Here is a 23,161-nt window from a genome sequence, read left to right on the forward strand (position 1 = left end):
TCTTAATCTACAGGGCCCAGGATGATTGAGCGCCGCCTCCCCTCGTCAGGCGCGACACAGGACCAGAATGTACGGATTGATTACCCGCCTGACGGCTCATCCCGGCCGTCGCGACGAACTGGGCCTGTGCCTGCTGGACCCCAATCTGAAGCGCCCAGGCTGCCACAGCTACGTCCTGGCCCACGACCTGAACGACGCCGACGCCCTGTGGGTCACCGAGGTCTGGATGAGCAAGGCCATGCACCACGCCTGGTCCGCCCAGATCCGCGAAACCCACGAACTGCTGCCGGCCCTCAGCCTGATCGCCACCTTCGGCGACACCGTCTTCACCCGCCCCATCGGCGGCGTGGGGCTTTAGTCAGGCGAGGCGGTCAAGGCCGCAACCGCGTCTGTCATCGCGATCTGCGCGAAGACCGCCGTCGGGGCCAGACCCTCCATCAAGCAACGTGCGCCGTGATCCTCGGCCATTTTAGTGCGAGCCGCCTCGTCGAGACCGGCTCTATAGGCGACGAGCGCCTTGTCCCACCTCTCGATCTGTCCGCGCCCGGCGACCTTGCCCATGAAATAGGACATGGTGGCCAGCAGGGATTGGTTCTGCGCCTCATCCTCGCCGATCCCCTCCATCAGCGTGACGACGCACTGCATGTCCGCCAGATCGTCGGCCTCTATCCGTACAGTCTGCGTTTGCGGTTCGCCCGCCAGGCCTATCAGCAGCGCAAGAGCCGCAAAGCCTCCCAAGCCCACGATCACGCCTCGCTCTTGATGCGCGCCAGTTCGAAACCGTCCACGACCTGATCTCCCACCGAGGCCGCGACGCTTTCCACGACCCCATCGAACGGCGCAGTCAGGGCGTGCTCCATCTTCATGGCCTCCAGCACCACGACCGGCTGGCCCTTGGTCACCGCGTCTCCGGCCTTGACCGGCGTCGCGACGATCTTGCCAGGCATGGGTGCACGCAGGGAGCCGTCGGAGACAGTCGCAGATCCTGCCGTAACGCCTGAAGTGAATCTCACCACCGAATGCCCCAAGCCTTTCGAGAACAGAACGACTCCATCTGACGTTTCAGGCCAGTAGTAGTGAAACGACCGTTCAGCGACAGACACCTCAGCCCTCCGAGGGGCATATCGAGGGCCGCCAAAATCGACACTGACAGATGTTTTCCGTTCTTCGTCCTGGAACGAATGATGATCGAGACGCTGCAGTCGAACGTCCTGTCGCACACCATCAATCGCGACGACCGAAATACTTCCTGGTTCACGGTTCATGCGAAACCCGAATGTGTCGCGATCACCCCACGGGCTGCCGCCATCATTACCGGGAGGCCCGGATATCCAATCTGTCAAAAACAGTGCCGAAGCCGCCAATCCCAGTTCATAGTTCAAATCTTGAGGCTGCAACGCCGCCTCTTCCGCCGCGATGAAGCCCGTATCCACGTCGCCCGCGACGAAGCGCGGATGCTCCAGGCAGCGCTTCAGGAAGCCGGCGTTGGCCTTGACCGGCCAGACCTCGACCTCGCCGGCCGCTTCGGCCAGACGCGCCGCCGCCGCCTCGCGCGTGCCTTCATGCACGATCAGCTTGGCGATCATCGGGTCGTAGAACTGGCTGACCTCGCCGCCCTGCTCAACGCCGGTGTCGATCCGAATGCCGTCCGGCATGACGAAATGCTCCAGCCGGCCGATGCTCGGCAGGAAGCCGTTGGCCGGATCCTCGGCATAGAGGCGCGCCTCCATGGCCCAGCCGTTCAGCTTGATCTGATCCTGCTTCAGCGGCAGGGGCTCGCCCGCCGCGACGCGGAACTGCCATTCGACCAGATCGACGCCGGTCACGCTCTCGGTCACCGGGTGCTCGACCTGCAGCCGGGTGTTCATCTCCATGAACCAGATGCCGTCCGCCTTCAGCCCGTCCGAGGCGTCGGCGATGAACTCGATGGTCCCGGCCCCGACGTAGTTGACCGCCTTGGCCGCCTTGATCGCCGCGCCCGTCACGGCGGCGCGCACGGCCTCGCTCATGCCCGGCGCCGGCGCCTCCTCGATCACCTTCTGGTGGCGGCGTTGCAGCGAACAGTCGCGCTCATACAGGTGGACGACATCACCATGCTTGTCGCCAAACACCTGCACCTCGATGTGGCGCGGGCGGGTGATGTAGCGTTCGATCAGAACACGGTCGTCGCCGAAGGCCGCCGCGCCCTCGCGCTTGGCGCTGGCCAGACCATCGGCGAAGTCGGCCGGATCATCGACCCGCTTCATCCCCTTGCCGCCGCCGCCCGCGACCGCCTTGATCAGCACCGGATATCCGATCCGCGCCGCCTCGGCCGTCAGGGTCGCCTCCGACTGGTCCGCGCCCTGATAGCCCGGCGTCACCGGCACCCCGGCCTGGATCATCAATTCCTTGGCCGCGTCCTTCAGACCCATGGCGCGAATCGAGGACGGGTCCGGCCCGATCCAGATCAGCCCCGCAGCCGCCACGGCCTCGGCGAAGTCGGCGTTTTCCGACAGGAAGCCATAGCCGGGGTGGATCGCCTCCGCGCCCGTCGCCGTGGCGGCCGCCAGCACCTTGGCGCCGTCCAGATAGCTCTCTCGCGCCGCCGCCGGACCGATCAGCACCGCCTCGTCGGCCTCGCGCACATGCAGGGCGTCCACGTCCGCCTCGGAATAGACGGCGATGGTGCGTATTCCCATCCGCTTGGCGGTACGGAAGACACGGCAGGCGATTTCGCCGCGATTGGCGACAAGGACGGACTTGAACATGAAGCGTTCTTAGCCGGATCGTGCGAGGCAGGCGAGAGCTTCTCCCTCCCCTTCATGGGGAGGGACGGCGAAGCGCAGCGTAGCCAGGGTGGGGCCGTCATGACCATTTCGCTCACGCCCCTTCGGACCCCACCCCGATCGCTCCGCGATCGCCCCTCCCCAAAATGGGGAGGGAGAGTATTCAGGCGACCCCGCAGGCGTTAAGCCCCTCCCATGTCCCTGCGCCCCCTCTTCGTCACCCAAGTCTATGAAGCGTCCCTCGCCGAGGGTCGGGGCTGGCCCGACTTCAACGAGCAACTGATCGACGTCATCCGCATGATGGCCGAGGAGGACGCGGCGGGCCGCCATTGGTGCAAGGCCAACACCTATCGGGGATATACCTCCTACGGATCGCTGAACGACCTGCCGCAGCGGTTCCCCGAGTTCGCCGAGCTGAAGCGCCACCTGGATCGGCACGCCGTCGCCTACGCCAAGGCGCTGAACTTCGACCTAGCGAGGAAGCCGCGTCTCGACAATCTGTGGGTCAATATCCTCAAGCCCGGCGGCGGCCATACCGGCCATATCCACCCGCACGCCTTCCTGTCGGGCACGGTCTATATCGACATCCCGGACGGCGCCTCGTCGCTAAAGCTGGAAGACCCCCGCCTGCCCTTCATGATGGCGCGGCCCTCGGTGACCGAAGAGGCGTCGGAGGCCGAACGGCCGTTCGTGTATCTGAAGCCCCAGGCGGGAACGGTGCTGATGTGGGAAAGCTGGCTGCGGCACGAGGTGCCGACCAACCTGGCCAAGGCCGACCGGATCTCGATCAGCTTCAACTACGCCTGAACGGCCGCCGCTGACGGCGACCGTTCAGACCGAGGAAATCAGACTGTCCAGCTGGCCTTGCGCTTTTCCAGGAAGGCCAGCACGCCCTCGCGGCCTTCGTCCGACACGCGGGCGCGAGCGATGCGTTTGGCGGTCTCGTCCAACAGGCTCGAATCTATCTTGTGGTGGGCGATGTCGTTGACCAGGCGCTTGGCCTCGCCCATCGCGCCGGGCGCATTGCCGGTCAGGCTGTCGCTCAGCATCGAGATAAACTCGTCCACCGAACCCTCGGGCAGGACCAGGTCGATCAGGCCGGTGTGGGCGGCATAGTCGGCGTCGAAGCTGTTTCCGGTCAGGAACAGCTGGCGGGCGCGACGGGCGCCGATGGCCTCGACGACATAGGGGGCGATGGTCGCGGGGATCAGGCCCAGCTTGACCTCGGAGAAGGCGAAGCGCGCGCCCTCGACCGCCACGGCCATGTCGCAGGCGGCGACGATGCCGGCCCCGCCGCCCATGGCGTTGCCCTCGACGATCGCCACCGTCAGGGCCGGAATGTCGTGCAGCGCCTTCAACATTTTCGCCAGGCCCATGGCGTCGTCGCGATTGTCGCTCTCGGACCAGTCGGCGGCGTCGCGCATCCAGTTCAGGTCGGCCCCGGCGCTGAAGGTGCCGCCCGCCCCGCGAATGAAGACGGCGCGCACGCGGTCGGCGCCGTGCAGGGTCTCGAACGTCTCGTGCAGCGCGGCGATGGTCGCGGCGTCGAAGGCGTTCTTCTTCTCGGGCCGATTGATGGTGACGAAGACGATGCCGTCGGTGGTCGAATCGATCTGCACCAAATCATCGTTCGCATCCGGCGCGGGGTCGGCGACCAGCGGCTGGGCGATGGAATTGATCTCGGCCGCCTCCGCGTCGGTCACGTCCAGGGCGTCGATGTCCGCCGGGGTGTTTTCATTCGCCATGGGAGTCTCCTTGGGGGCAGCGGCGGCTCACGTTCTCGGGGCCATCGCCATAATAGAAGCTGAGCGTCTGTCGGTCGTCGGAAAGGATGAGCGTGCGATAGAGCCGTTCGATCCAATCATAATCCTCGTAATCGACGACGAGGTGAATCGAGTTCGGGTCGATGCGGGTCACTTCGACGACGCTGTCTCCCTCTTCGAAATAGGAGATCGAGGTGTCGCTGATGACGAAACGCTCGCCGCTTTCGCGGTTGCCACAAGCTTCCGGCACGCTGCTCCATTCCCCCTGATATTCGGCGGGAATGGTCTTCAGGGCGGTTTCGGCGAAGGCAGGCGCCGCGAACGGGACGGCCAGCATCAGGGCGGCGATGACGTAAACAGGCTGCATCTCATCACATCCTGAACAGGCCGAAGGTCGTCTCGGGGATCGGGGCGTTCAGGCTGGCGCTGATCGCCAGGCCCAGCACGTCGCGCGTCTGGGCCGGGTCGATGACGCCGTCGTCCCACAGGCGGGCGGTGGCGTAATAGGGATTGCCCTCGTCCTCGTACTTCTGACGGATCGGGGCCTTGAAGGCCTCGGCGTCGTCCGCGCTCCAGGTGTCGGCGTCGCGGTGCACGGTGGCCAGGACCGAAGCCGCCTGTTCGCCGCCCATCACGCCGATCCGGCTGTTGGGCCAGGTGAAGAGGAAGCGCGGGGAATAGGCCCGACCGCACATGCCGTAGTTTCCGGCGCCGAAGCTGCCGCCGATCAGGACGGTGAACTTGGGCACTTCGGCCGAGGCCACGGCCGTGACCAGCTTGGCGCCGTCCTTGGCGATACCGCCGGCCTCGTATTTGCCGCCGACCATGAAGCCCGAGATGTTCTGCAGGAACAGCAGCGGAATCTTGCGTTTGCAGGCCAGTTCGATGAAGTGGGCGCCCTTCTGGGCGCTCTCGGAGAAGATGACGCCGTTGTTGGCAAGTATGGCGACCGGATAGCCCCAGATGCGGGCGAAGCCGCAGACCAGGGTCGAGCCGTACAGGGTCTTGAACTCATCGAACTCGGACCCGTCCACCAGCCGGGCAATGACCTCGCGCACATCATAGGGGGCGCGGACGTCATCGGGGATCAGGCCGTACAGTTCTTCGGCCGCGAAGGCCGGGGCGCGCGGTTCGCGCACATCCATCTCGACGGTCTTGGTCGTGTTCAGATTGGCGACGATGGACCGCACGATCTCCAGCGCATGCTCGTCGTTCTCGGCCACATGATCGACCACACCCGAGCGACGGCCGTGGGTTTCCGCCCCGCCCAGTTCTTCGGCCGAGATCACCTCGCCAGTGGCCGCCTTCACCAGCGGCGGGCCGGCCAGGAAGATGGCGCCCTGGTTCCTGACAATGATCGTCTCGTCCGACATGGCCGGCACATAGGCGCCGCCGGCGGTTGACAGGCCCATGACACAGGCGATCTGGGCGATGCCCTTGGCGCTCATCCGGGCCTGGTTGAAGAAGATGCGGCCGAAATGGTCGCGGTCGGGGAAGACCTCGGCCTGGTGCGGCAGATTGGCCCCGCCGGAATCGACCAGATAGACGCACGGCAGGCGGTTCTGTTCGGCGATTTCCTGGGCGCGCAGGTGCTTCTTCACCGTCATGGGGAAGTATGCGCCGCCCTTCACCGTCGGATCGTTGCAGACGATCATGACCTCGCGGCCCGAGACGCGTCCGATGCCGGCGATGACGCCGGCGGCGGGGGCCTCGCCGTCATACATGCCGTGGGCGGCCAACTGACCGACCTCCAGGAACGGCGAGCCAGGGTCCAGCAGCCGCTCGACACGGTCGCGCGGCAACAGCTTGCCACGGGCCACATGACGCTCGCGCGACTTGTCGGACCCGCCGCGCGCGGCCTTGGCCACATGGTCGCGCAGTTCGGCGACCAGGGCGCTGTTGTGCGCGTGAAGGGACTTGTATCTGGGGCTTTGCGGATCGACCGCTGACGTCAGCTTCGGCATGAGGCTGGTTTAGGCGGGGTCGCGAGGCGTCACAAGGAATTCTCCCTCCCCTTCATGGGGAGGGACGATCGCGCAGCGATCAGGGTGGGGCCGTGCGGGCAGCGGAGATGCTTCATACCGCCCCACCCCGGCTCCGCTCCGCTGCGCCGCCCCTCCCCATGAAGGGGAGGGAGAAGCCATCCTTGCCTCCCCGCCCCTTTTCCCCTATAGGCCCCGCCTTTCCAGGGCTTCGGTCCTGTCGCGGAACACCAAAGGGTTGGACGTTCGGTCCGGCCGCCGCGCCAGGAGCCATCGTGGGGATCGACTTACCCGGTCGTTTCCACGCCGACGCCCACAAGGGAGAATACCGCATGGCTCTTTACGAGCACACGGTCATGTCGCGCCAGGATATCTCTGCGCAACAGGCCGAAGCGCTGAACGACACCATCAAGGGCTTGATCGAACAAGGCGGCGGTTCCGTCGCCAAGATCGAGTACTGGGGTCTGCGCAACCTGACGTACCGCGTGAAGAAGAACCGCAAGGCTCACTATTCGCTGCTCGCCGTCGATTGCCCCCCGGCCGCCATGGCCGAGGTCGAGCGTCAGCTGTCGATCAACGAAGACGTGCTGCGTTGGCTGACCGTCCGCGTCGAGGAACTCGACCTGGAACTGTCGCCGCTGCTGGCCCGCCGCGAGCGTGAACGCGAGCGTGAGCGCGAGCGCACCCCGCGCGAAGACGCCGCCGCCGACGCCGAATAAGGAACCCGGAACATGACCGATACCCCCATCAGCTCGGGCGCCCCGACCCCGGGCGCACCGGCGGGCTCCGGCGCCGCCGGCCGCCGCCCCTTCTATCGTCGCCGCAAGGTCTGCCCGTTCTCGGGCGCCAATGCGCCGAAGATCGACTACAAGGACGTGAAGCTGCTGCAGCGTTACGTCTCCGAACGCGGCAAGATCGTGCCTTCGCGCATCACCGCCGTCTCCCAGAAGAAGCAACGCGAACTGGCCAAGGCCATCAAGCGCGCTCGCTATCTGGCCCTCCTGCCTTACGTGGTGAAGTGAGATGAAGGTCGTTCTGCTTGAACGCGTCGAGAATCTCGGCGCCATCGGCGACGTCGTGTCCGTCAAGGACGGCTTCGCCCGTAACTTCCTTCTGCCGCGCGACAAGGCCCGTCGGGCCACCGCCGCGAACCTGAAGGCGTTCGAACTCGACCGCGTCGCCATCGAGCAACGCAACGACAAGAACAAGGCCGATGCACAGAAGGTCGCCGACAAGATCGACGGCCAGACCTACATCATGATCCGTCAGGCCGGTGAAACCGGTCACCTGTACGGTTCGGTCGCCGGCCGCGACGTCGCCGAGGCCATCCAGGCCGAAGGCGGCAAGGTCGAGCGTTCGCAAGTCGTCCTGAATACGGCGATCAAGAACCTGGGCGTCCACGAAGTGCCGGTCCGCCTGCACGCCGAGGTCCGCGCCACGGTCAAGATCAACATCGCCCGTTCGATGGATGAAGCCGAGCGTCAGGCCAAGGGCGAGGACGTGATCCGCAGCCAGTTCGACGATGAGCGCCAGGCCGCCGAGCAATCGGCCCAGGAACTGATCGAAGGCGGCGCCGGTCAACAAGAAGGCTTCGGCGACGAAGCCTGATCGACCCCGGCCTTCGGGCCGGATCGCCAAAACATCAAGGGCGCGCCCCGCAAGGGACGCGCCCTTTTTGCTGCGCGACGCCCGCCGCCCTGTCTATGACAAGTTTACAACAAGCAGCGATCGTTGTTCCTCCGGGACGCGACATAGACAAAGAGCTTGCTTGACGCCGCCGCTTTGCGGTCACAGCCTCCAATCACGACCGATTTCGGCCCGAACGGCGAAAGATTATTGCGCCTGACGACGAGCCGGCCGAGGGGCGACGGCATGGCGGCCTGTCGAACGTCCGCGCACATGGCCGTCGTGCTTCGTCGGGGATCATCAATGCAAATCGGACACGGCCGTCGGGCCCTGCTGGCCTTCGCTTCCGCCAGCGCGCTTTTCATAGCGTCATCGGCCTTCGCTCAAGTCACGACCCCGCCGCCCGACGACACGACCGAAGTGGGCGAGATCATCGTCACCGGCACGCGCACCGTGGGACGCAGCCGCCTGGACAGCGTCGCGCCCGTGGACGTGATCACCGGCGAGACCCTGGCGAAACAGGGCACGGGCACGGAACTGGCCGCCGCTCTGGCCGCCACCGCCCCCTCGATCAACTTCCCCCGCCCGGCCATTTCCGACGGATCCGATCACGTCCGCCCGGCGACCCTTCGCGGCCTGGCGCCCGACCAGACCCTGGTGTTGATCAACGGTCAACGCGGGCATGTCGGCGCCCTGGTCAACGTCAACGGCGCACTGGGACGCGGCTCGACCGCGTTCGACCTGAACACCATCCCGTCGATCAGCCTGGGCTCGGTGGAAGTCCTGCGCGACGGCGCTTCCGCCCAGTACGGCGCCGACGCCATCGCCGGTGTCATCAACCTGCGTCTGCGCGAGGCGTCGAGCGGCGGCGGCATCACCGCCAACTACGGCATCTACGACACCGACTTCACCACCGCGCGCGGCGACCACAGCCGCCGTGATGGCGAACAGACCTCGCTTGCCGGCTGGGTCGGCCTGCCGCTGTTCGGCGACGGCTTCCTGACCCTGTCCGGCGAGGTGCAGAAGCGCCAGCCCACGAACCGCTCCGACTATGCCGCGACCAGCGCCGTGAACGGCGGCAGCGCGACCACCGTCATCGGCCGTTTCGGCGACCCCTATACCGAGGCCTACACGGGCTATTTCAACGCCGGCAAGCCGCTGAGCGGCGAATGGGAGGCCTATGCCTTCGGCGGCTATCAGAAACGCAAGTCGGAAGCCGCCGCGACCGCCCGCGCTTTCAACAACTCCAACAATGTCGCGGCCATCTATCCCAACGGCTTCCTGCCGATCATCGCCGCCGACATCACCGACTACAACATCTACGGCGGCGCCAAGGGACCGGCCTGGGGCTTCGACTGGGATCTGTCGGTCGGTTATGGCCGCAACGAGCTGGACTACAGCGTCCTCAACTCGTTGAACGCCTCCTACGGTGCGGCGTCGCAGACCGAGTTCGACGCCGGCTCCCTCAGCTACGGCCAACTGACCATCGGCATCGACGCGGTGAGACAGGTCGAGGTCAATCTGTATGAGCCTCTTAACGTGGCATTTGGGGTCGAATATCGCCGTGAGGACTTCAGCGTCTCCGAGGGCGAACCGACCTCCTACAACAAGGGACCGGTCACCGCCGGCGGCGCAGGCTCGCAGGGCTTCCCCGGTTTCGCGCCGTCCAACGCCGTCGATGTCGATCGCAACAACATCAGCGCCTACATCGATCTGGAGGGCAAGTTCTCCGAACAGTTCACCGTCGGCCTCGCCGGCCGGTACGAAGACTATTCCGACTTCGGCGATCAGTTCACGGGCAAGATTTCCGCACGATACGACTTCACCGACGCCTTCGCCCTGCGCGGCGCCATCTCGACCGGCTTCAAGTCGCCCGCCCTGCAACAGCAGTTCTTCAGCTATGTCGCCACCAACCTGGTCGCCACGGGCGCCGGCGTCGTGCTGCAGCAGAACGGATCGTATCGGGTCGATGACCCGATCGCCATCGCCTTGGGGTCCAAGCCATTGGAGCCCGAAACCTCGACCAACTATTCGGCAGGCGCGGTCTTCCGCAGCGGCGGGTTTGAGCTGACGGTCGACGCCTATCGCATCGAGGTCGATGACCGGATCATCTATTCCGAAACCCTGGGGGTCTCGCGGCCCAGCCAGACGACGCAATCGACCGCAGCCATCCAAGCCCTTCTGGCGCCCTTCGGCGTGACCGGCGCTCGCTTCTTCCTGAACGGGGTCAACACCACGACGAGCGGCGTGGATGTGGTGGGTCGCTATCGCACGACGCAGGACTTCGGTCGCTTCGACTTCACCCTGGCCGGCAACTTCAACAACACGGAAGTCACCCGCACCCCAGCCGTTCCCAGCAACCTGGCCATAGCCCCATCCGGTGACTTCCTGTTCGACCGCTCTTCCAGGCTGTCGTTCGAACAGGGCACGCCGGAGCAGAAGATCGTCGCCAGCGTCGATTGGTCCTTGGGCGACTTCGGAGCGACCCTGCGCGGCACCAGCTACGACAGCGTGCTGGTCGCCAACAACAACGCCACGCTGGATTACGAGACGGGCGACGCCCTGCTGCTGGATCTGGAGGGACGCTACACTCTGCCCTTCGGCGTCGCATTGGCGGTGGGGGTCAACAACCTGACCGACGAATATCCGACCGCCACGCCGATCAACATCAATGGCGCGACCGGGTCCGTGGGCTATCCCAGCTACTCGCCCTACGGCTTCAACGGTCGGTTCTTCTATGGTCGTCTGAGCTACAGCTTCTAGGCCGACGGACGGATCCAAGGAACGGGGCGCTCTTCGGAGCGCCCCGTTTTGCGTTGCGATAGATTTTCTACTGGCTTGCCGCAGAAAACATGGACTTCTGCGTCGATTGACCCGCCGCACCTTCGCCCTGATATGGCCATGACCGCCGGGATCTCCCCGACCGTGCGGTTGGAGACGGCGATGACGAACACCCCCCATTTCGTGGCGATGCCGCCCGCCCGTGGGCGATGTTGCGGCTGAGGCCGCACGACATCCGAACTTCAGATCGACTTCAAAGCCCGCCGCCATCAGCGGCGGCGATGCGCGCTCGCGTCAAAAACAAGCCTTAGGAAATCTCTCAATGCGCACTACCCTGCAACGGGCCGCCGTCCCGGCCCTGTTCGCGACCGTCTCGACGCTCGCCCTGCTGACCGCCGCCCCCGCCTTCGCCCAGACCGCTGAGCCCAGCGCCGATGACGCCGCGCAAGTGGACGACATCGTGGTCACCGGCACGCGGGTCCAGAACCGCTCGCGCCTGGACACCCTGGCTCCCGTGGACGTGGTGACGGCGCAGGCGCTGCAGACGCGCGGCACGACCGAGTTCGCCACCGCCCTGGCCCAGGCCGTGCCGTCGCTGACCTTCCAGCGCCCGTCGGCCAATGACGGCACCGACTCGATTCGCCCGATCACCCTGCGCGGCCTGTCGCCGGACCAAACGCTGGTGCTGGTCAACGGCACGCGCCGCCACTCCTCGGCCCTGGTCAACGTCAACGGCGTCGTGGGGCGCGGCTCGGCCGCCGTGGACCTGAACACCATCCCGACCTGGGCGCTTGACCGGGTCGAGGTGCTGCGCGACGGCGCCTCGGCCCAGTACGGCTCTGACGCCATCGCCGGGGTCGTGAACCTGCGCCTGAAGGAAGCCTCCAGCGGCGGCGGCGCCAGCGTGACCTACGGCCAGTATTTCACCACGGTGAAGACCGCGCGCGGCGAACGCGACGAGCAGGACGGCGGCACGGTGACGGCCTCGGCCTGGCAAGGCTTCTCCCTGGGCGACGATGGCTTCCTGACCCTGTCGGCGGAGTATCTGAACCGCGAATCGACCAACCGCTCGGACTATGATCCCCGTGCAGCCGCGAACGGCGCGATCACTGCCCGCTTCGGCGACCCGGACGTCGAGCAATGGACGGTCTTCGCCAACGCCGGAAAGGGCCTGGGCAACGGCTGGGAGGCCTATGGCTGGGCCGGCTACCAGGATCGCGACAGCGAAGGCGCCGCCTTCCCTCGCCTGTCCGACAACGCGAACACTGTCGCCGCCATCTATCCGAACGGCTTCCTGCCCAAGGTCGCCATCAACTCCAAAGACGCCTCGCTGGCCGGCGGCCTGCGCGGCGAACTGGCGGGTTGGAACACGGATGTCAGCCTGACCTACGGCCGCAACGCGCTGGACTTCCGCACCGAGGATTCGCTGAACGCGACCTATGGCGCCGCTTCGCCGACCAGCTTCGATTCCGGCAGCCTGATCTACGACCAGCTGGTTCTGGGCGCCGACTTCAGCCGCGAGTTCGAAGTCGGCCTGTCGGGCGGCCCGCTGAACTTCGCCTGGGGCCTGGAGCAGCGCTGGGAGAACTACAAGATCGAGGCAGGCCAGCCCGAAAGCTACAATCGCGGCCCGCTGGGCGCCAATGCGGCCCTGACCGGCGGCGCCCAGGGCTTCGTCGGCTTCCAGCCCTCGAACGCCGTCGATGTCGATCGCGACAACTTCGCCGCATACGCCGACGTGGAAATCCCCCTGACCGACAAGCTGCGTGTCGAAGGCGCCGTGCGGTTCGAGGACTATTCCGACTTCGGCGACACCCAGACGGGCAAGCTGTCGGCCCGCTATGACTTCACGCCCAGCTTCGCTCTGCGGGGATCGGTCTCGACCGGCTTCCGCGCCCCGTCCTTGCAGCAGTCGTATTTCACCTCGACCGCCTCTGTCATCCAAAGCGGCGTGGTGGTCGAAACCGGCACCTTCCCCGCCACAAGCGCCGTCGCCGCAGCCCTGGGCGCACGTCCGCTAAAGGCCGAGACCTCGACCAACTATTCGCTGGGCGCCGTCATCCGCCTGGGCCGGTTCGACCTGACGGTGGACGCCTACAAGATCGACATCGAAGACCAGATCGTCCTGTCGGAGTTGATCAACCGCTCCTTCTCGGCCGAAGTCGCTAATCTGCTGGATCCGCAAGGCATCCAGGCCGCCCGCTTCTTCCTGAACGGCGTTTCGACCACGACGCAAGGCGTAGACATCGTCGGCCGCTATCGTCTGCCGACAGACACGCTCGGCGACTTCGACTTCACTGTGGCCGCCAACTTCAACGACGTGTCGGTCAACAGCGTGCCGACCTCGTCGTCGGCGCTGACCTCGACCCCGACCTTGTTCTCGCGCCAGCGTATCAAGACCATCGAGGACGGCACCCCGGCGTCAAAGGTCTCGGCCTCGGCGGATTGGAGCCGAAACAAGTGGGGCGCGACGGTTCGCGCCACCTACTATGGCGATGTGATTCAGCCCGCGTCGCTGCCAGAAAACGACTATCGAACCGGCGAAAAGACCGTGATCGACCTGGAAGGCCGATTCCAGATCACCGAACGCGTCGGTCTGGCGATCGGCGTGGACAATGTCTTCGACGAATACCCGGACAATGTGCCGATCAGAAACCCGAATTCGCCCCTCGGGACCGACCTGACGTCCAACGGCGTGCTGGGCTTCCCCTACTATTCGCCGTTCGGCTTCAACGGGCGCTACGGCTATGCGCGCGTCAGCCTGAAATGGTGAGGTCGAGCTGACGAGCTATGAGGCAAGGGCGCTCTGCGGAGCGCCCTTTTCTTTGATCGGATTACGAAAGCTTCAGACAAGCCCTCCGATCGCGCCGCAGTTGCGACACATATCAACGTTCAACCTTGGCCTTGCCAGAGGGGGCTTTGGAGGGAACCGACATGAAGACCAGATTGATCGCAGCAGGCGTCCTGGCGCTTTCGCTGATCGCCGGCGCAGCCAGCGCCATGACGGTGCAGGAGTTCCTGACCACCGCCAACGCCATCCCCCAGAACCCGACGGCCTTGCTGCGCTCGGACACGCGCCGGCTGATGGCCGAGTTCCGCGGCGCCGCCCGCACGGTTCGCGCCGAACAGGTCGCGACCACGACGGCCGGACGCCCGCCCGCGACCTGCATGCCGGAAAAGGTCGGCTTCTCGCCGGACCAGATTCTGACCCGCTTCAACGCCATACCCGCCGCGCGTCGCAACATCAGCGTCACCCAGGCGATGCGCGAATGGATGGCGGCGGAGTATCCCTGCCGATAAGGCCAGACGCATCGACGATCTTTCGCAAGACGGACGAAATCCGATTGAGGAATTCCGGTTCGTCCCCAGCCCCAACGAACTGTCCACGGCGCAGGCGACGTCCTCGTCTGACGTAGGCGTATGGGACGGCTAAAGCGTTAATCGATGAACGCCTTCGCCCCCATGCCCTTCTCGTCCGCGCCCATGGAAAACGGCGGCGTCAGTTCGATGCCGCACAATCTGGAAGCCGAGCAGGCGCTGCTGGGCTCGCTGATGTTCGACAACGCCGTGTTCGAGCGATTGAACGACCGGCTGCGCGGGGTGCATTTCTACGAACCCTTCCACCAGCGGCTGTTCGACGCCGTCGAGGATCACATCCGCCAGGGCATGCTGGCCGAGCCCACCATCCTGATGGAGCGGTTCAAGCAGGATCCGGCGTTTCAGGAGTTCGGCGGCCTGCGCTACCTCGCCGATCTGGTGGACCGCGCCCCCCCGGCCGCCAACGCCCCCGATTATGCCCGCGTCGTCTATGACCTGGCCCTGCGTCGCGATCTGATCCGCATCGGCGGCGAGATCATCAAGGAGGCGCCCAACCCCGAGACGCCCGCCGACGAACAGATCGAACAGGCTGAACAGACCCTGTATTCGCTGGCCGAAACCGGCAAGCCGTCGTCCGGTTTTGTCAGCTTTTCCCACGCCTTGTCCGGCGCCGTTCAGATGGCGGCCGAAGCCTATCAGCGCGAGGGCAAGCTGGCCGGCCTGGCGACAGGCTTGAACGATTTGGACCGTAAACTGGGCGGCCTGCACCCCTCCGACCTTCTGATCCTCGCCGGCCGTCCGTCGATGGGCAAGACCGCCCTGGCCACCAACATGGCCTTCAACGTGGCCCGCGCCTATCAGTGGGAACCGACGCCCGAGGGCCGCAAGACCGTCAACGGCGGGGTGGTCGCCTTCTACTCGCTGGAAATGAGCGCCGAACAGCTGGCCATGCGTATTCTGGCCGATGCGTCCGGCGTGTCGTCGGACAAGCTGCGCAAGGGCGAGATCGACGCCACCGACTTCGGCAAGCTGCGCGATGCGGCGGTCGAGATCGGCGAAAGCCCCCTCTACATCGACGACACCGGCGGCCTGTCCATGTCCAAGCTGGCCGCGCGGGCGCGCCGCCTGAAGCGGACGGAACAGGGGCTGGACCTGATCATCGTCGACTATCTGCAACTGATCACGACCGGCAACACAGGCGGGCAAAAAAACCGGGTGCAGGAAGTGTCCGAGATCACTGGCGGGTTGAAGGCCCTGGCCAAGGAGCTGTCGGTGCCGATCATCGCCCTGTCGCAGCTGTCGCGTCAGGTCGAGCAACGCGAGGATAAACGCCCCCAACTGTCCGACCTGCGCGAATCCGGCTCGATCGAGCAGGACGCCGACTGCGTGATGTTCGTCTATCGCGAGAGCTACTACTTGGGCCGCGCCGAACCACGCGAGGGTTCCGAAGAACACCTGCAATGGCAGCAGGACATGGACCGCCTGCAAGGCCAGGCCGAGGTCGTCATCGGCAAGCAACGCCACGGCCCCATCGGCATCGTCAAACTGGCCTTCGACGCCGACACCGTCCGCTTCGGCAACCTGGCGCACGGGTATGAAGAGGTCAGCTACGAGTAGCTCGAAAATGCCCAAAGACGAGGAAAGCATGACCCATCCTCCTCTCTTCAGTAACGACCCGGATCATCCTAGCGCCCTGCGAAATCGTGCTTGGGCTGCTTCAGAACTGTTCTGGGAGCTGTCCAAGCGAATGGCTCTGACCGGAGCCACGGCATACGTCGCACAAGAAACGAACAGCCAAGCACTGAGAGCTTTTGCCAGCTTAATGCTCTTGATGCTGTGGTTCTGGGGAGCTCAGGTTGTACAAAGAAGCTTCTTTCCATTACGGCCCTACGTGGACACAAGCACCCGCAGAGGATGTGCAATGTATATTGCTCTGGTAACGCTCATGAGCGCACTTGTCTTATCGACCGTTCCCATCGTCCAAATGCTCGCACGTGGTGCTCCGATCACTAACTAGTTTGCTCGGCCTTTCCCCCGGCTATTTAATCAAGCCATATGAATTTCATGTCCGCCCCTGCCGTCCTCTCCGTCGATCTCAGCGCCCTGGCGCGGAACTACCACACGCTGGGCGCCGTCAGCGGTCAGCCGGTGCAGCCGGTGGTCAAGGCGGACGGCTATGGGCTGGGGGCGCAGGCGGTGGCGACGCGGCTGATGGCCGAGGGCGCGCGGACCTTTTTCGTGGCCCGGGCGGCCGAGGGGGTGCGGCTGCGGGCCGCGCTGGGGCCGCAGGGCTCTGGCGGGCCGGTCATCTATGTTCTCGACGGATGCCATGGCGACGACGCCGGGATGCTGAAGGCGGCGGACCTGCGGCCCGTGCTGAACCATCCGCAGCAGATCCAGGCCTGGGCGGCGGCGGGCGGCGGGACGTGCGGCCTGCAGATCGACACCGGCATGAACCGGCTGGGCGTCCGGCCCGAGGATGCGCCCGAGGCCTTCGACGGCCTGGCCCTGGTCCTGACCCACCTGGCCTGCGCCGACGAACCCGCCAATCCGATGAACCGACGCCAGCGCGACGCCTTCGCGGGCGTGGTGGATCGCTATCCGGGCGTGATCCGGTCGTTCGCCAACTCCAGCGGTTGTTTCCTGGGCCCGGACTTCGCTTTCGACACCGTGCGGCCGGGGATCTGCCTTTACGGCGGCGGGCCGGAGGGACGGCCCGATCCCCGGATCGCGCCCGTGGCTGCGCTGACGGCCCAGGTGCTTCAGGTGCGCGACGTGCCGGCGGGCGAGAGCGTCGGCTATTCGCGCGGCTTCATCGCCGACCGCCCGATGCGGGTCGCGACGGTGGCGGCGGGCTATGCGGATGGGCTGCTGCGGTCCTACTCGCCCCAGGGCGCGGTCTGGATCGCGGGCCAGACCCGGCCGCTGCTGGGCCGGGTCTCGATGGACGTCTGCGCGGTGGACATCACCGGCCTGGACGTCGCGGTCGGCGATCCGGTCGAGTTGTTCGGCGCCAACCGCTTGCTCGACGATGCGGCGGCGGCGGCGGGGACCATCAGCTATGAGCTGCTGACCTCGATCACCACGCGCGTCCCGCGTCGCTACGTGGATTAGACGGCGCGCCGGATTTAGCGCGCATCTTTGACCACCTCGCCGCCCTTGATCACCACGGGCACGGTCTGGAGCGTGGTCACGTCGGTCAGCGGATCGCCCGCGACCGCGATCAGATCGCCATAGCGGCCCACCGACACCGCGCCCACGTCGGCCTCGCGTCCCAGGGCCTGCGACGCGTTCCAGGTGGCGGCGCGGATGGCCTCGGCCGGGCTCATGCCATAATGGACCATGACGGCGAACTGCTCGGCGTTGCGGCCGTGCGGATAGATGGCGGCGTCGGACCCGAACACCATGCGCGCCCCGGCGTCGTGGGCGCGACGGAAGTTGTCGCGCTGGGCCTGGGCGATCTCGCGGTCCTTGCGCAGATTGTCCTCGGTGACACCGAACTCCGTGCCGGTCGCCTGGGTGAAGTCGGTGTTGTAGATGTCCATCGACAGCCACGTTCCGTGCTCGCGCGCCAGGCGGATGCCCTCGTCGTCGATGAGCGAGGCGTGTTCGATGGTGTCGATGCCGGCGCGGATGGCGGCCTTGATTCCCTCGGTCCCGTGGGCGTGGGCGGCGACCTTCAGGCCCCACATATGCGCCTCGTCCGCGACGGCGCGCAGTTCGGCCTCGGTCATCTGCTGCTGGCCGGGTTCGGTGTTGTGGGAGAAGACGCCGCCGGTGGCGCACACCTTGATGACCTGGGCGCCGTATTTGCGCACTTCTCGCACGCTGTGGCGGGCGGCGTCGGGGCTGTCGGCATTGTATTCGTTCCGCATCTCCATCGAGTGCGGCATGCCGGTGTGGTCGCAGTGACCGCCCGTCGCCCCGAAGGACACGCCCGCCGGAACGACCCGCGGCCCCTCGACGAAGCCGCCGTCGATGGCCTGGCGCAGGGCGACGTCGGCGAAGGGCGGACCGCCCAGATTCCGCACCGTGGTGAAGCCGGCCATCAGCGTCGCGCGTGCATGCGGCACCTGCAGGATCGGCTCGAAGTCGTCGGCGAACCGCAGAGCCTCGAAGCCGGCGACATAGGGGGTGCCGCCCAGATGAACATGCATGTCGATCAGGCCGGGCAGCAGGGTCAGGCCTAGCAGGTCCAGACGCTTCGCATCCGCTGGCAGATCAGCGGGGACACGGTCGCCGACGGAGACGATCCGGCCATCGGTGATCACCACCACAGGCGCGGTGACATAGACGCCGCGCTCGACATCGACCATGCGATCGGCGGTGACGACCAGAGTCTCGGCCCAGGCGGCGCTCGCCATCAAGGCCATCGCCAGCGTCGCTACGCCGGCGATTGCGCGTTTGCAGAGTGTCATGATCGTCCCCATCCCCGTGATCCGCCGATCCTGCCATGGAATCGACAGAGGGGAATGGGGAAAGCGATCAGAGGCCGGTCGCGGCGGGGATCATCAGCCAGGATTGCTGACTTCGACCCCACCGCGCGCCGCATCTATCTCAGTAGCCTGCGCCCATGGCGGCCAGACCAGCGGTCGAGGCGACGAAGGTCAGGGCGATGGCGCCGAGGATGGCGGCCATGACGAAGCCCAGCACAATGCCGGCGATCAGGATGACGATGAAATAGACGACCTTCTTGTCTTCCGGCACCTTCATCAGGATCGGCAGGCCCAGGAACAGCAGGACCAGGCTATAGATGCCGCCGATGATCGACAGCCAGCCCAACAGCGGGATCAGGTTGAACACGCCCGCGATCCACGACGCGGTCGAGGCATAGACCGCCAGCTTCATCGCCTGCACAGGATTGGGCGCGCCGCCGAAGCTGGACGCCAGGGCGTTGATGATCAGGCCCAGAATGAAGACGCTGGCCAGCGACAGACCATACGACACGATGGCGAGCACCAGGGCGCTGACGATCGAAGCATGGCCGAACACCATGCTGCCGATCAGCGTCGCGACCGGACCGATAGCGGCCAGGATCATCGCATAGCGGGTGAACAGGCTCTTGTTGGTGGCGAACTCACCATCGATGCGCAGCCACTCGATCTTGGGCTGAAGCAGGATGCCCTTGACCCGAGCGATCAGGGCGGGATCGACGGCGGGTTGGGAGTGGGACGTCGGATCGGTCATGGCGCGCCTCGGCGATTGATGTGTGTCGAATGTTGACGTTGCATCGCCTCAAGTAGCAAGGGCGTGCGACAGATTCTCAATACCTTGTTATGGCAAAGGTTGCACGTGCGACCGAAACTGTCGTGGATAAGCCCCATGCACTGTCGAACAGGCGGCCCAAACCGTCCGATCTGCCCCGTCCGATCTGCTAAGGAAGCCCATGGCTCGCGATTCCGCCCTCTATGTCTGTCAGTCTTGCGGCACGGTCCACGGCAAATGGTCGGGCCAGTGCAGTTCCTGCGGCCAGTGGAACACCCTCAGCGAAGAAAGCCGTTCGGCCCCGCCCGGCGCGATCAAGCCGTCGGCCGCCACCTCGGCCCGGTCGCGCGGCATTCAGTTCGAGACCCTGCAATCCGACACGCCCGAACCGCCGCGCATCACCACAGGCGTGGCCGAGTTCGACCGCGTCTGCGGCGGCGGCGTGGTGCCGGGATCCGCCATATTGCTCAGCGGCGACCCCGGCGTCGGCAAATCCACCCTGTTGCTGGAGGTCGCGGCCAAGGCGGCGCTGAAGGGATCGCGCGTGGCCTATATCTCGGGCGAAGAAGCCGTCGAGCAGATCCGGGCGCGGGCCAAGCGGATGGGGCTGGCGGACGCGCCGGTCAATCTGGCGGCGGCGACGGCGCTGCGTGAAATCCTGGGCACGCTGAAGCGCGAGCATTTCGACATCGTCATCGTCGATTCGATCCAGACCCTGTGGTCCGACGTGCACGAGAGCGGCCCCGGCTCGATCACTCAGGTCCGAGCCTGCGCCGGCGAAATGGTGCGGTTGGCCAAGTCGCAAGGCGTCGCCGTAATCTTGGTCGGCCATGTCACCAAGGACGGTCAGGTCGCCGGTCCTCGCGTGGTCGAACACCTGGTCGACGCCGTCATGACCTTCGAGGGCGAGCGCGGATATCCGTTCCGCATCCTGCGCGCCGGCAAGAACCGGTTCGGCGCCACCGACGAGATCGGCGTGTTCGAAATGGGCGACAGCGGCCTGCGAGAGGTCGCCAATCCCTCCGCCCTCTTCCTGGGCGAGGGCAAGGAACGGGCGCCCGGCGCCGCCGTCTTCGCCGGGATCGAGGGCTCGCGCCCCGTGCTGGTCGAGATGCAGGCCCTGGTGTCCAAATCCGCCTATGGCACCCCGCGCCGGGCCGTGATCGGCTGGGAGACCGGACGCCTGGCCATGGTGCTGGCCGTGCTGGAGGCCCGCTGTGGTTTCGGCTTCGGCGATCAGGACGTCTATCTGAATGTTGCGGGCGGCCTGCGCATCAACGAACCCGCTGCGGATCTCGCGGCGGCGGCGGCCCTGATCAGCTCGGCGACCGGCGTTTCCCTGCCCCAGGGCTGCGTCGTCTTCGGCGAGATCGGACTGTCGGGCGAGGTCCGCAGCGTCGGCCGGGCCGAAGCGCGCCTGCGCGAGGCGCAAAAGCTGGGCTTCGACCAAGTGCTCAGCCCCACCCTGACGGCCAAGACCAAGGGCGTGAAGGTGACATCGGTGACGCGTCTGACGGATGTGGTCGAACGAATCTCGCAGAACCGCTATTAGACCCCGGTAGCAACCGCAGGATCCCGAACGCGTGACCGGATACGACGTCTTCGCCATTGTGGTGATCCTGTTTTCCGTCGCCGCCGGCTGGGTGCGCGGCGGGGTGCGCGAGATCATCACCCTGCTCAGCGCGACCCTGGCCGCCCTGGTGGCGCTGATCAGCCTGCCGTGGACCGCGAGCATCGGCCGGTCGTTCGTGGATCCCGAGTGGGCGGGGTCGATCCTGGCGGCCGTCCTGACCTTCTTCGTCGTCTATTTCGGGCTGCGCTTGGTCGGATCGATGATCTCCAAGAGCGCCAAGGACAATCCGCACCTGGGCGGCGTCGATCGCGTGTTCGGTCTTCTGATCGGCGGCATCCGCGCCCTGGTCCTGATCGGGGCCGTGCATTTGGTCGTGGTGGCGGCCCTGCCGGGCGAGCGGACCCCGCGCTGGCTGACCAATGCGGCCCTCTATCCGGTCAGCGCCATGGGCGCCCGCGCCATCCAGATCGTCCTGCCCAGCCTCGGGCGGGGCGCCGACGCGATCACGCCGGTGGTCGATTCGTCCGTACGCAGGGGGTTTTCGAACGACGAAGCCTTGCCCCGGACGCAATCAGAGCCTAACTCGCCGCGCGAAGCCGCCCCTTAAGTTTCCCCGGTCATCGGAGCCCCACGATGCGCCACCATATCGCCGATCCCGTCGTTCACCGCGAGCACTGGCGCGAGCCGGAGGACGACCAGCTGCGGCTGGAGTGCGGCGTCTGCGGCGTCTGGGGCGCGGACGAGGACGAAGGCTCGGCCATCGTCGCCCTGGGCCTGCACGCCCTGCAACATCGCGGCCAGGAAGCCTGCGGCATCGCCAGCGTCAAGGACGAGCGGTTCCACACCGAACGCCACCAGGGCCTGGTGGGCGAGGCCTTCGGCGGCGCCGACCTGATGACCCGAATGCCCGGCCGCGCGGCCGTGGGCCACACCCGCTATTCCACCGCAGGCGGTTCCTTCCTGCGCAATATCCAACCGATGTTCGCCGACCTGGACCAGGGCGGCATCGCCCTGGCGCACAACGGCAACCTGACCAACTTCAAGTTCCTGCACAGCCAGCTGGTCAGCGAAGGCGCCATCTTCCAGTCGACCTCGGACTCCGAAGTCATCCTCCACCTGATCGCGCGCAGCCGCAAAGCCAAGATCGTCGATCGTTTCATCGACGCCCTGGCGCGGATCGAGGGCGGCTATGCGCTGGTCGCGCAGACGCGCACCAAGATGATCGGCGCCCGCGACCCGCTGGGCATCCGGCCGCTGGTGCTGGGCCAGGTCGGCGAGGCCTGGGTGCTGGCGTCCGAGACCTGCGCCCTGGACATGATGGGCGCCACCTTCGTCCGTGACGTCGAGCACGGCGAGATCGTGGTCATCGACGACAGCGGCCTGCGTTCGCTCAAGCCCTTCCCGGCCCGTGTCGCCCGCCCCTGCCTGTTCGAATACGTCTATTTCTCGCGCCCGGATTCGGTCGTGAACGGCCGCTCGGTCTATGAGGTCCGCAAGGAGATGGGTCGTGGCCTGGCCCGCGAGCTGGGAGTCGAGGCCGACATCGTCGTGCCGGTGCCCGACTCGGGCGTTCCCGCAGCCCTCGGCTATGCCCAGGAAAGCGGCATCCCCTACGAGATGGGCATCATTCGCAGCCACTATCTGGGTCGAACCTTCATCCAGCCCAGCCAGGGCGCCCGCCAGAAGGGCGTGCGCATGAAGCACAGCCCCAACAAGTCGGCTCTCGCCGGCAAGCGTGTCGTGCTGATCGACGATTCCATCGTGCGCGGCACCACCTCGCTGAAGCTGGTTCGCGCCGTGCGCGCCGCCGGCGCGACCGAGGTCCACCTGCGCTCGGCCAGCCCCCAGATCCTGTTCCCCGACTTCTACGGCATCGACATGCCGGAGCGCGCCCAACTGCTGGCCGCGAACAAGACGCTGGAAGAGATGCGCGACCTGCTGGAGGTCGATTCGCTCGGCTTCCTGTCCATCGACGGCCTGTATCAGGCGATGGGCGAGACCGGCCGCAACAACGCCGCGCCCCAGTTCACCGACCACTATTTCACCGGCGACTACCCCACCCGCCTGCTGGATCGCGAGATCGAGGAAGGCGGCCGCGAGTTCGGCGCCAAACAACTGTCGCTGCTGGTCAGCGCGTAAGCCTAGCGC

At 66.1% G+C, this 23,161-nt stretch carries 20 protein-coding genes; 13 read left to right on the top strand and 7 right to left on the bottom strand.

Going from position 1 to position 23,161, the window contains the following annotated elements; translation table 11 throughout:
- The first annotated feature begins 67 nt into the window (after positions 1–67).
- The gene (locus ACQY72_RS03575) at positions 68–358 is read left to right on the top strand and encodes an antibiotic biosynthesis monooxygenase family protein (RefSeq protein ID WP_428155792.1); all 291 of its coding nucleotides are present in this window, start codon (positions 68–70) and stop codon (positions 356–358) included.
- Here ACQY72_RS03575 and ACQY72_RS03580 read toward each other — a convergent pair.
- On the bottom strand, positions 355–750 hold the full coding sequence (locus tag ACQY72_RS03580; protein ID WP_428155794.1) for a hypothetical protein: 396 nt from the start codon (positions 748–750) through the stop codon (positions 355–357). The two genes, ACQY72_RS03575 and ACQY72_RS03580, sit on opposite strands and share 4 nt — an antisense overlap.
- Positions 747–2,747, bottom strand: a complete 2,001-nt coding sequence (locus ACQY72_RS03585) for an acetyl/propionyl/methylcrotonyl-CoA carboxylase subunit alpha (protein WP_428155796.1) — start codon at positions 2,745–2,747, stop codon at positions 747–749. The genes ACQY72_RS03580 and ACQY72_RS03585 overlap by 4 nt, the downstream gene beginning before the upstream one ends.
- 213 nt (positions 2,748–2,960) lie before the next feature.
- Between ACQY72_RS03585 and ACQY72_RS03590 the strand changes: the two genes are divergently transcribed.
- The gene (locus ACQY72_RS03590) at positions 2,961–3,572 is read left to right on the top strand and encodes a TIGR02466 family protein (RefSeq protein WP_428155798.1); all 612 of its coding nucleotides are present in this window, start codon (positions 2,961–2,963) and stop codon (positions 3,570–3,572) included.
- Positions 3,573–3,610: 38 nt separating this feature from the next.
- On the opposite strand, the gene ACQY72_RS03595 is transcribed toward ACQY72_RS03590, so the two are convergent.
- From ACQY72_RS03595 to ACQY72_RS03605, 3 genes are read right to left on the bottom strand one after another with little or no spacing between them, the layout of a single operon-like run.
- On the bottom strand, positions 3,611–4,510 hold the full coding sequence (locus ACQY72_RS03595; protein WP_428155800.1) for an enoyl-CoA hydratase-related protein: 900 nt from the start codon (positions 4,508–4,510) through the stop codon (positions 3,611–3,613).
- Complete coding sequence (locus ACQY72_RS03600; protein ID WP_428155801.1) at positions 4,500–4,865, bottom strand: hypothetical protein; 366 nt, start codon at positions 4,863–4,865, stop codon at positions 4,500–4,502. The genes ACQY72_RS03595 and ACQY72_RS03600 overlap by 11 nt, the downstream gene beginning before the upstream one ends.
- A gap of 34 nt (positions 4,866–4,899) precedes the next feature.
- On the bottom strand, positions 4,900–6,492 hold the full coding sequence (locus ACQY72_RS03605; protein WP_428155803.1) for a carboxyl transferase domain-containing protein: 1,593 nt from the start codon (positions 6,490–6,492) through the stop codon (positions 4,900–4,902).
- Positions 6,493–6,842: 350 nt separating this feature from the next.
- On the opposite strand from ACQY72_RS03605, the gene rpsF reads away from it, so the two are divergent.
- The 8 genes from rpsF (at position 6,843) to alr (ending at position 17,349) form a co-directional block, all read left to right on the top strand.
- Positions 6,843–7,229, top strand: coding sequence for a 30S ribosomal protein S6 (rpsF, locus tag ACQY72_RS03610; protein WP_135193337.1), 387 nt, complete (start codon positions 6,843–6,845; stop codon positions 7,227–7,229).
- A 12-nt stretch (positions 7,230–7,241) separates the two neighbouring features.
- Positions 7,242–7,532 carry a 30S ribosomal protein S18 gene (rpsR, locus tag ACQY72_RS03615; protein ID WP_372694448.1) on the top strand — a complete coding sequence of 97 codons (291 nt, stop codon included), beginning with the start codon at positions 7,242–7,244 and terminating at the stop codon, positions 7,530–7,532.
- Position 7,533: 1 nt separating this feature from the next.
- On the top strand, positions 7,534–8,118 hold the full coding sequence (rplI, locus tag ACQY72_RS03620) for a 50S ribosomal protein L9 (protein WP_135193070.1): 585 nt from the start codon (positions 7,534–7,536) through the stop codon (positions 8,116–8,118).
- Positions 8,119–8,439: 321 nt separating this feature from the next.
- Positions 8,440–10,899 carry a TonB-dependent receptor plug domain-containing protein gene (locus ACQY72_RS03625; RefSeq protein WP_428155805.1) on the top strand — a complete coding sequence of 820 codons (2,460 nt, stop codon included), beginning with the start codon at positions 8,440–8,442 and terminating at the stop codon, positions 10,897–10,899.
- A 340-nt stretch (positions 10,900–11,239) separates the two neighbouring features.
- Positions 11,240–13,690, top strand: coding sequence for a TonB-dependent receptor plug domain-containing protein (locus tag ACQY72_RS03630; RefSeq protein WP_428155807.1), 2,451 nt, complete (start codon positions 11,240–11,242; stop codon positions 13,688–13,690).
- A gap of 161 nt (positions 13,691–13,851) precedes the next feature.
- Positions 13,852–14,217 (top strand): hypothetical protein, encoded by a 366-nt coding sequence (locus ACQY72_RS03635; protein ID WP_428155809.1) that lies wholly within the window; start codon positions 13,852–13,854, stop codon positions 14,215–14,217.
- A gap of 144 nt (positions 14,218–14,361) precedes the next feature.
- Positions 14,362–15,852, top strand: coding sequence for a replicative DNA helicase (locus tag ACQY72_RS03640; protein ID WP_428155811.1), 1,491 nt, complete (start codon positions 14,362–14,364; stop codon positions 15,850–15,852).
- 447 nt (positions 15,853–16,299) lie between these two features.
- Entirely contained in the window at positions 16,300–17,349 is a 1,050-nt protein-coding gene (alr, locus tag ACQY72_RS03645; RefSeq protein ID WP_428155813.1) for an alanine racemase, read from the top strand.
- A 14-nt stretch (positions 17,350–17,363) separates the two neighbouring features.
- Here alr and ACQY72_RS03650 read toward each other — a convergent pair whose 3' ends face one another.
- Positions 17,364–18,653 carry a metal-dependent hydrolase family protein gene (locus ACQY72_RS03650; RefSeq protein ID WP_428155814.1) on the bottom strand — a complete coding sequence of 430 codons (1,290 nt, stop codon included), beginning with the start codon at positions 18,651–18,653 and terminating at the stop codon, positions 17,364–17,366.
- Between the two features lie 139 nt (positions 18,654–18,792).
- Positions 18,793–19,422 (bottom strand): Yip1 family protein, encoded by a 630-nt coding sequence (locus ACQY72_RS03655; protein WP_428155815.1) that lies wholly within the window; start codon positions 19,420–19,422, stop codon positions 18,793–18,795.
- Between the two features lie 199 nt (positions 19,423–19,621).
- On the opposite strand from ACQY72_RS03655, the gene radA reads away from it, so the two are divergent.
- The 3 genes from radA to purF are packed head-to-tail and all read left to right on the top strand — an operon-like array spanning position 19,622 to position 23,152.
- Complete coding sequence (gene radA / locus ACQY72_RS03660) at positions 19,622–20,992, top strand: DNA repair protein RadA (protein ID WP_426022960.1); 1,371 nt, start codon at positions 19,622–19,624, stop codon at positions 20,990–20,992.
- Positions 20,993–21,023: 31 nt separating this feature from the next.
- Positions 21,024–21,620, top strand: coding sequence for a CvpA family protein (locus tag ACQY72_RS03665; protein WP_428155816.1), 597 nt, complete (start codon positions 21,024–21,026; stop codon positions 21,618–21,620).
- 26 nt (positions 21,621–21,646) lie between these two features.
- The gene (gene purF / locus ACQY72_RS03670) at positions 21,647–23,152 is read left to right on the top strand and encodes an amidophosphoribosyltransferase (RefSeq protein ID WP_428155818.1); all 1,506 of its coding nucleotides are present in this window, start codon (positions 21,647–21,649) and stop codon (positions 23,150–23,152) included.
- Positions 23,153–23,161 lie beyond the last annotated feature (9 nt).

It is taken from the genome of Brevundimonas sp., assembly GCF_965279155.1.
Lineage (GTDB): Bacteria > Pseudomonadota > Alphaproteobacteria > Caulobacterales > Caulobacteraceae > Brevundimonas.

Excerpts from the sequence above, each read along its gene's own strand:
- ACQY72_RS03625 (WP_428155805.1), top strand. The coding sequence starts at position 8,440 with ATGCAAATCGGACACGGCCGTCGGGCCCTGCTGGCCTTCGCTTCCGCC.
- ACQY72_RS03585 (WP_428155796.1), bottom strand. The coding sequence starts at position 2,747 with ATGTTCAAGTCCGTCCTTGTCGCCAATCGCGGCGAAATCGCCTGCCGT.
- ACQY72_RS03605 (WP_428155803.1), bottom strand. The coding sequence starts at position 6,492 with ATGCCGAAGCTGACGTCAGCGGTCGATCCGCAAAGCCCCAGATACAAG.
- ACQY72_RS03635 (WP_428155809.1), top strand. The coding sequence starts at position 13,852 with ATGAAGACCAGATTGATCGCAGCAGGCGTCCTGGCGCTTTCGCTGATC.
- purF (WP_428155818.1), top strand. The coding sequence starts at position 21,647 with ATGCGCCACCATATCGCCGATCCCGTCGTTCACCGCGAGCACTGGCGC.
- ACQY72_RS03590 (WP_428155798.1), top strand. The coding sequence starts at position 2,961 with ATGTCCCTGCGCCCCCTCTTCGTCACCCAAGTCTATGAAGCGTCCCTC.
- ACQY72_RS03640 (WP_428155811.1), top strand. The coding sequence starts at position 14,362 with ATGAACGCCTTCGCCCCCATGCCCTTCTCGTCCGCGCCCATGGAAAAC.
- radA (WP_426022960.1), top strand. The coding sequence starts at position 19,622 with ATGGCTCGCGATTCCGCCCTCTATGTCTGTCAGTCTTGCGGCACGGTC.
- alr (WP_428155813.1), top strand. The coding sequence starts at position 16,300 with ATGTCCGCCCCTGCCGTCCTCTCCGTCGATCTCAGCGCCCTGGCGCGG.
- ACQY72_RS03575 (WP_428155792.1), top strand. The coding sequence starts at position 68 with ATGTACGGATTGATTACCCGCCTGACGGCTCATCCCGGCCGTCGCGAC.
- ACQY72_RS03650 (WP_428155814.1), bottom strand. The coding sequence starts at position 18,653 with ATGACACTCTGCAAACGCGCAATCGCCGGCGTAGCGACGCTGGCGATG.
- rplI (WP_135193070.1), top strand. The coding sequence starts at position 7,534 with ATGAAGGTCGTTCTGCTTGAACGCGTCGAGAATCTCGGCGCCATCGGC.
- ACQY72_RS03595 (WP_428155800.1), bottom strand. The coding sequence starts at position 4,510 with ATGGCGAATGAAAACACCCCGGCGGACATCGACGCCCTGGACGTGACC.
- ACQY72_RS03600 (WP_428155801.1), bottom strand. The coding sequence starts at position 4,865 with ATGCTGGCCGTCCCGTTCGCGGCGCCTGCCTTCGCCGAAACCGCCCTG.
- ACQY72_RS03630 (WP_428155807.1), top strand. The coding sequence starts at position 11,240 with ATGCGCACTACCCTGCAACGGGCCGCCGTCCCGGCCCTGTTCGCGACC.
- rpsF (WP_135193337.1), top strand. The coding sequence starts at position 6,843 with ATGGCTCTTTACGAGCACACGGTCATGTCGCGCCAGGATATCTCTGCG.
- ACQY72_RS03655 (WP_428155815.1), bottom strand. The coding sequence starts at position 19,422 with ATGACCGATCCGACGTCCCACTCCCAACCCGCCGTCGATCCCGCCCTG.
- rpsR (WP_372694448.1), top strand. The coding sequence starts at position 7,242 with ATGACCGATACCCCCATCAGCTCGGGCGCCCCGACCCCGGGCGCACCG.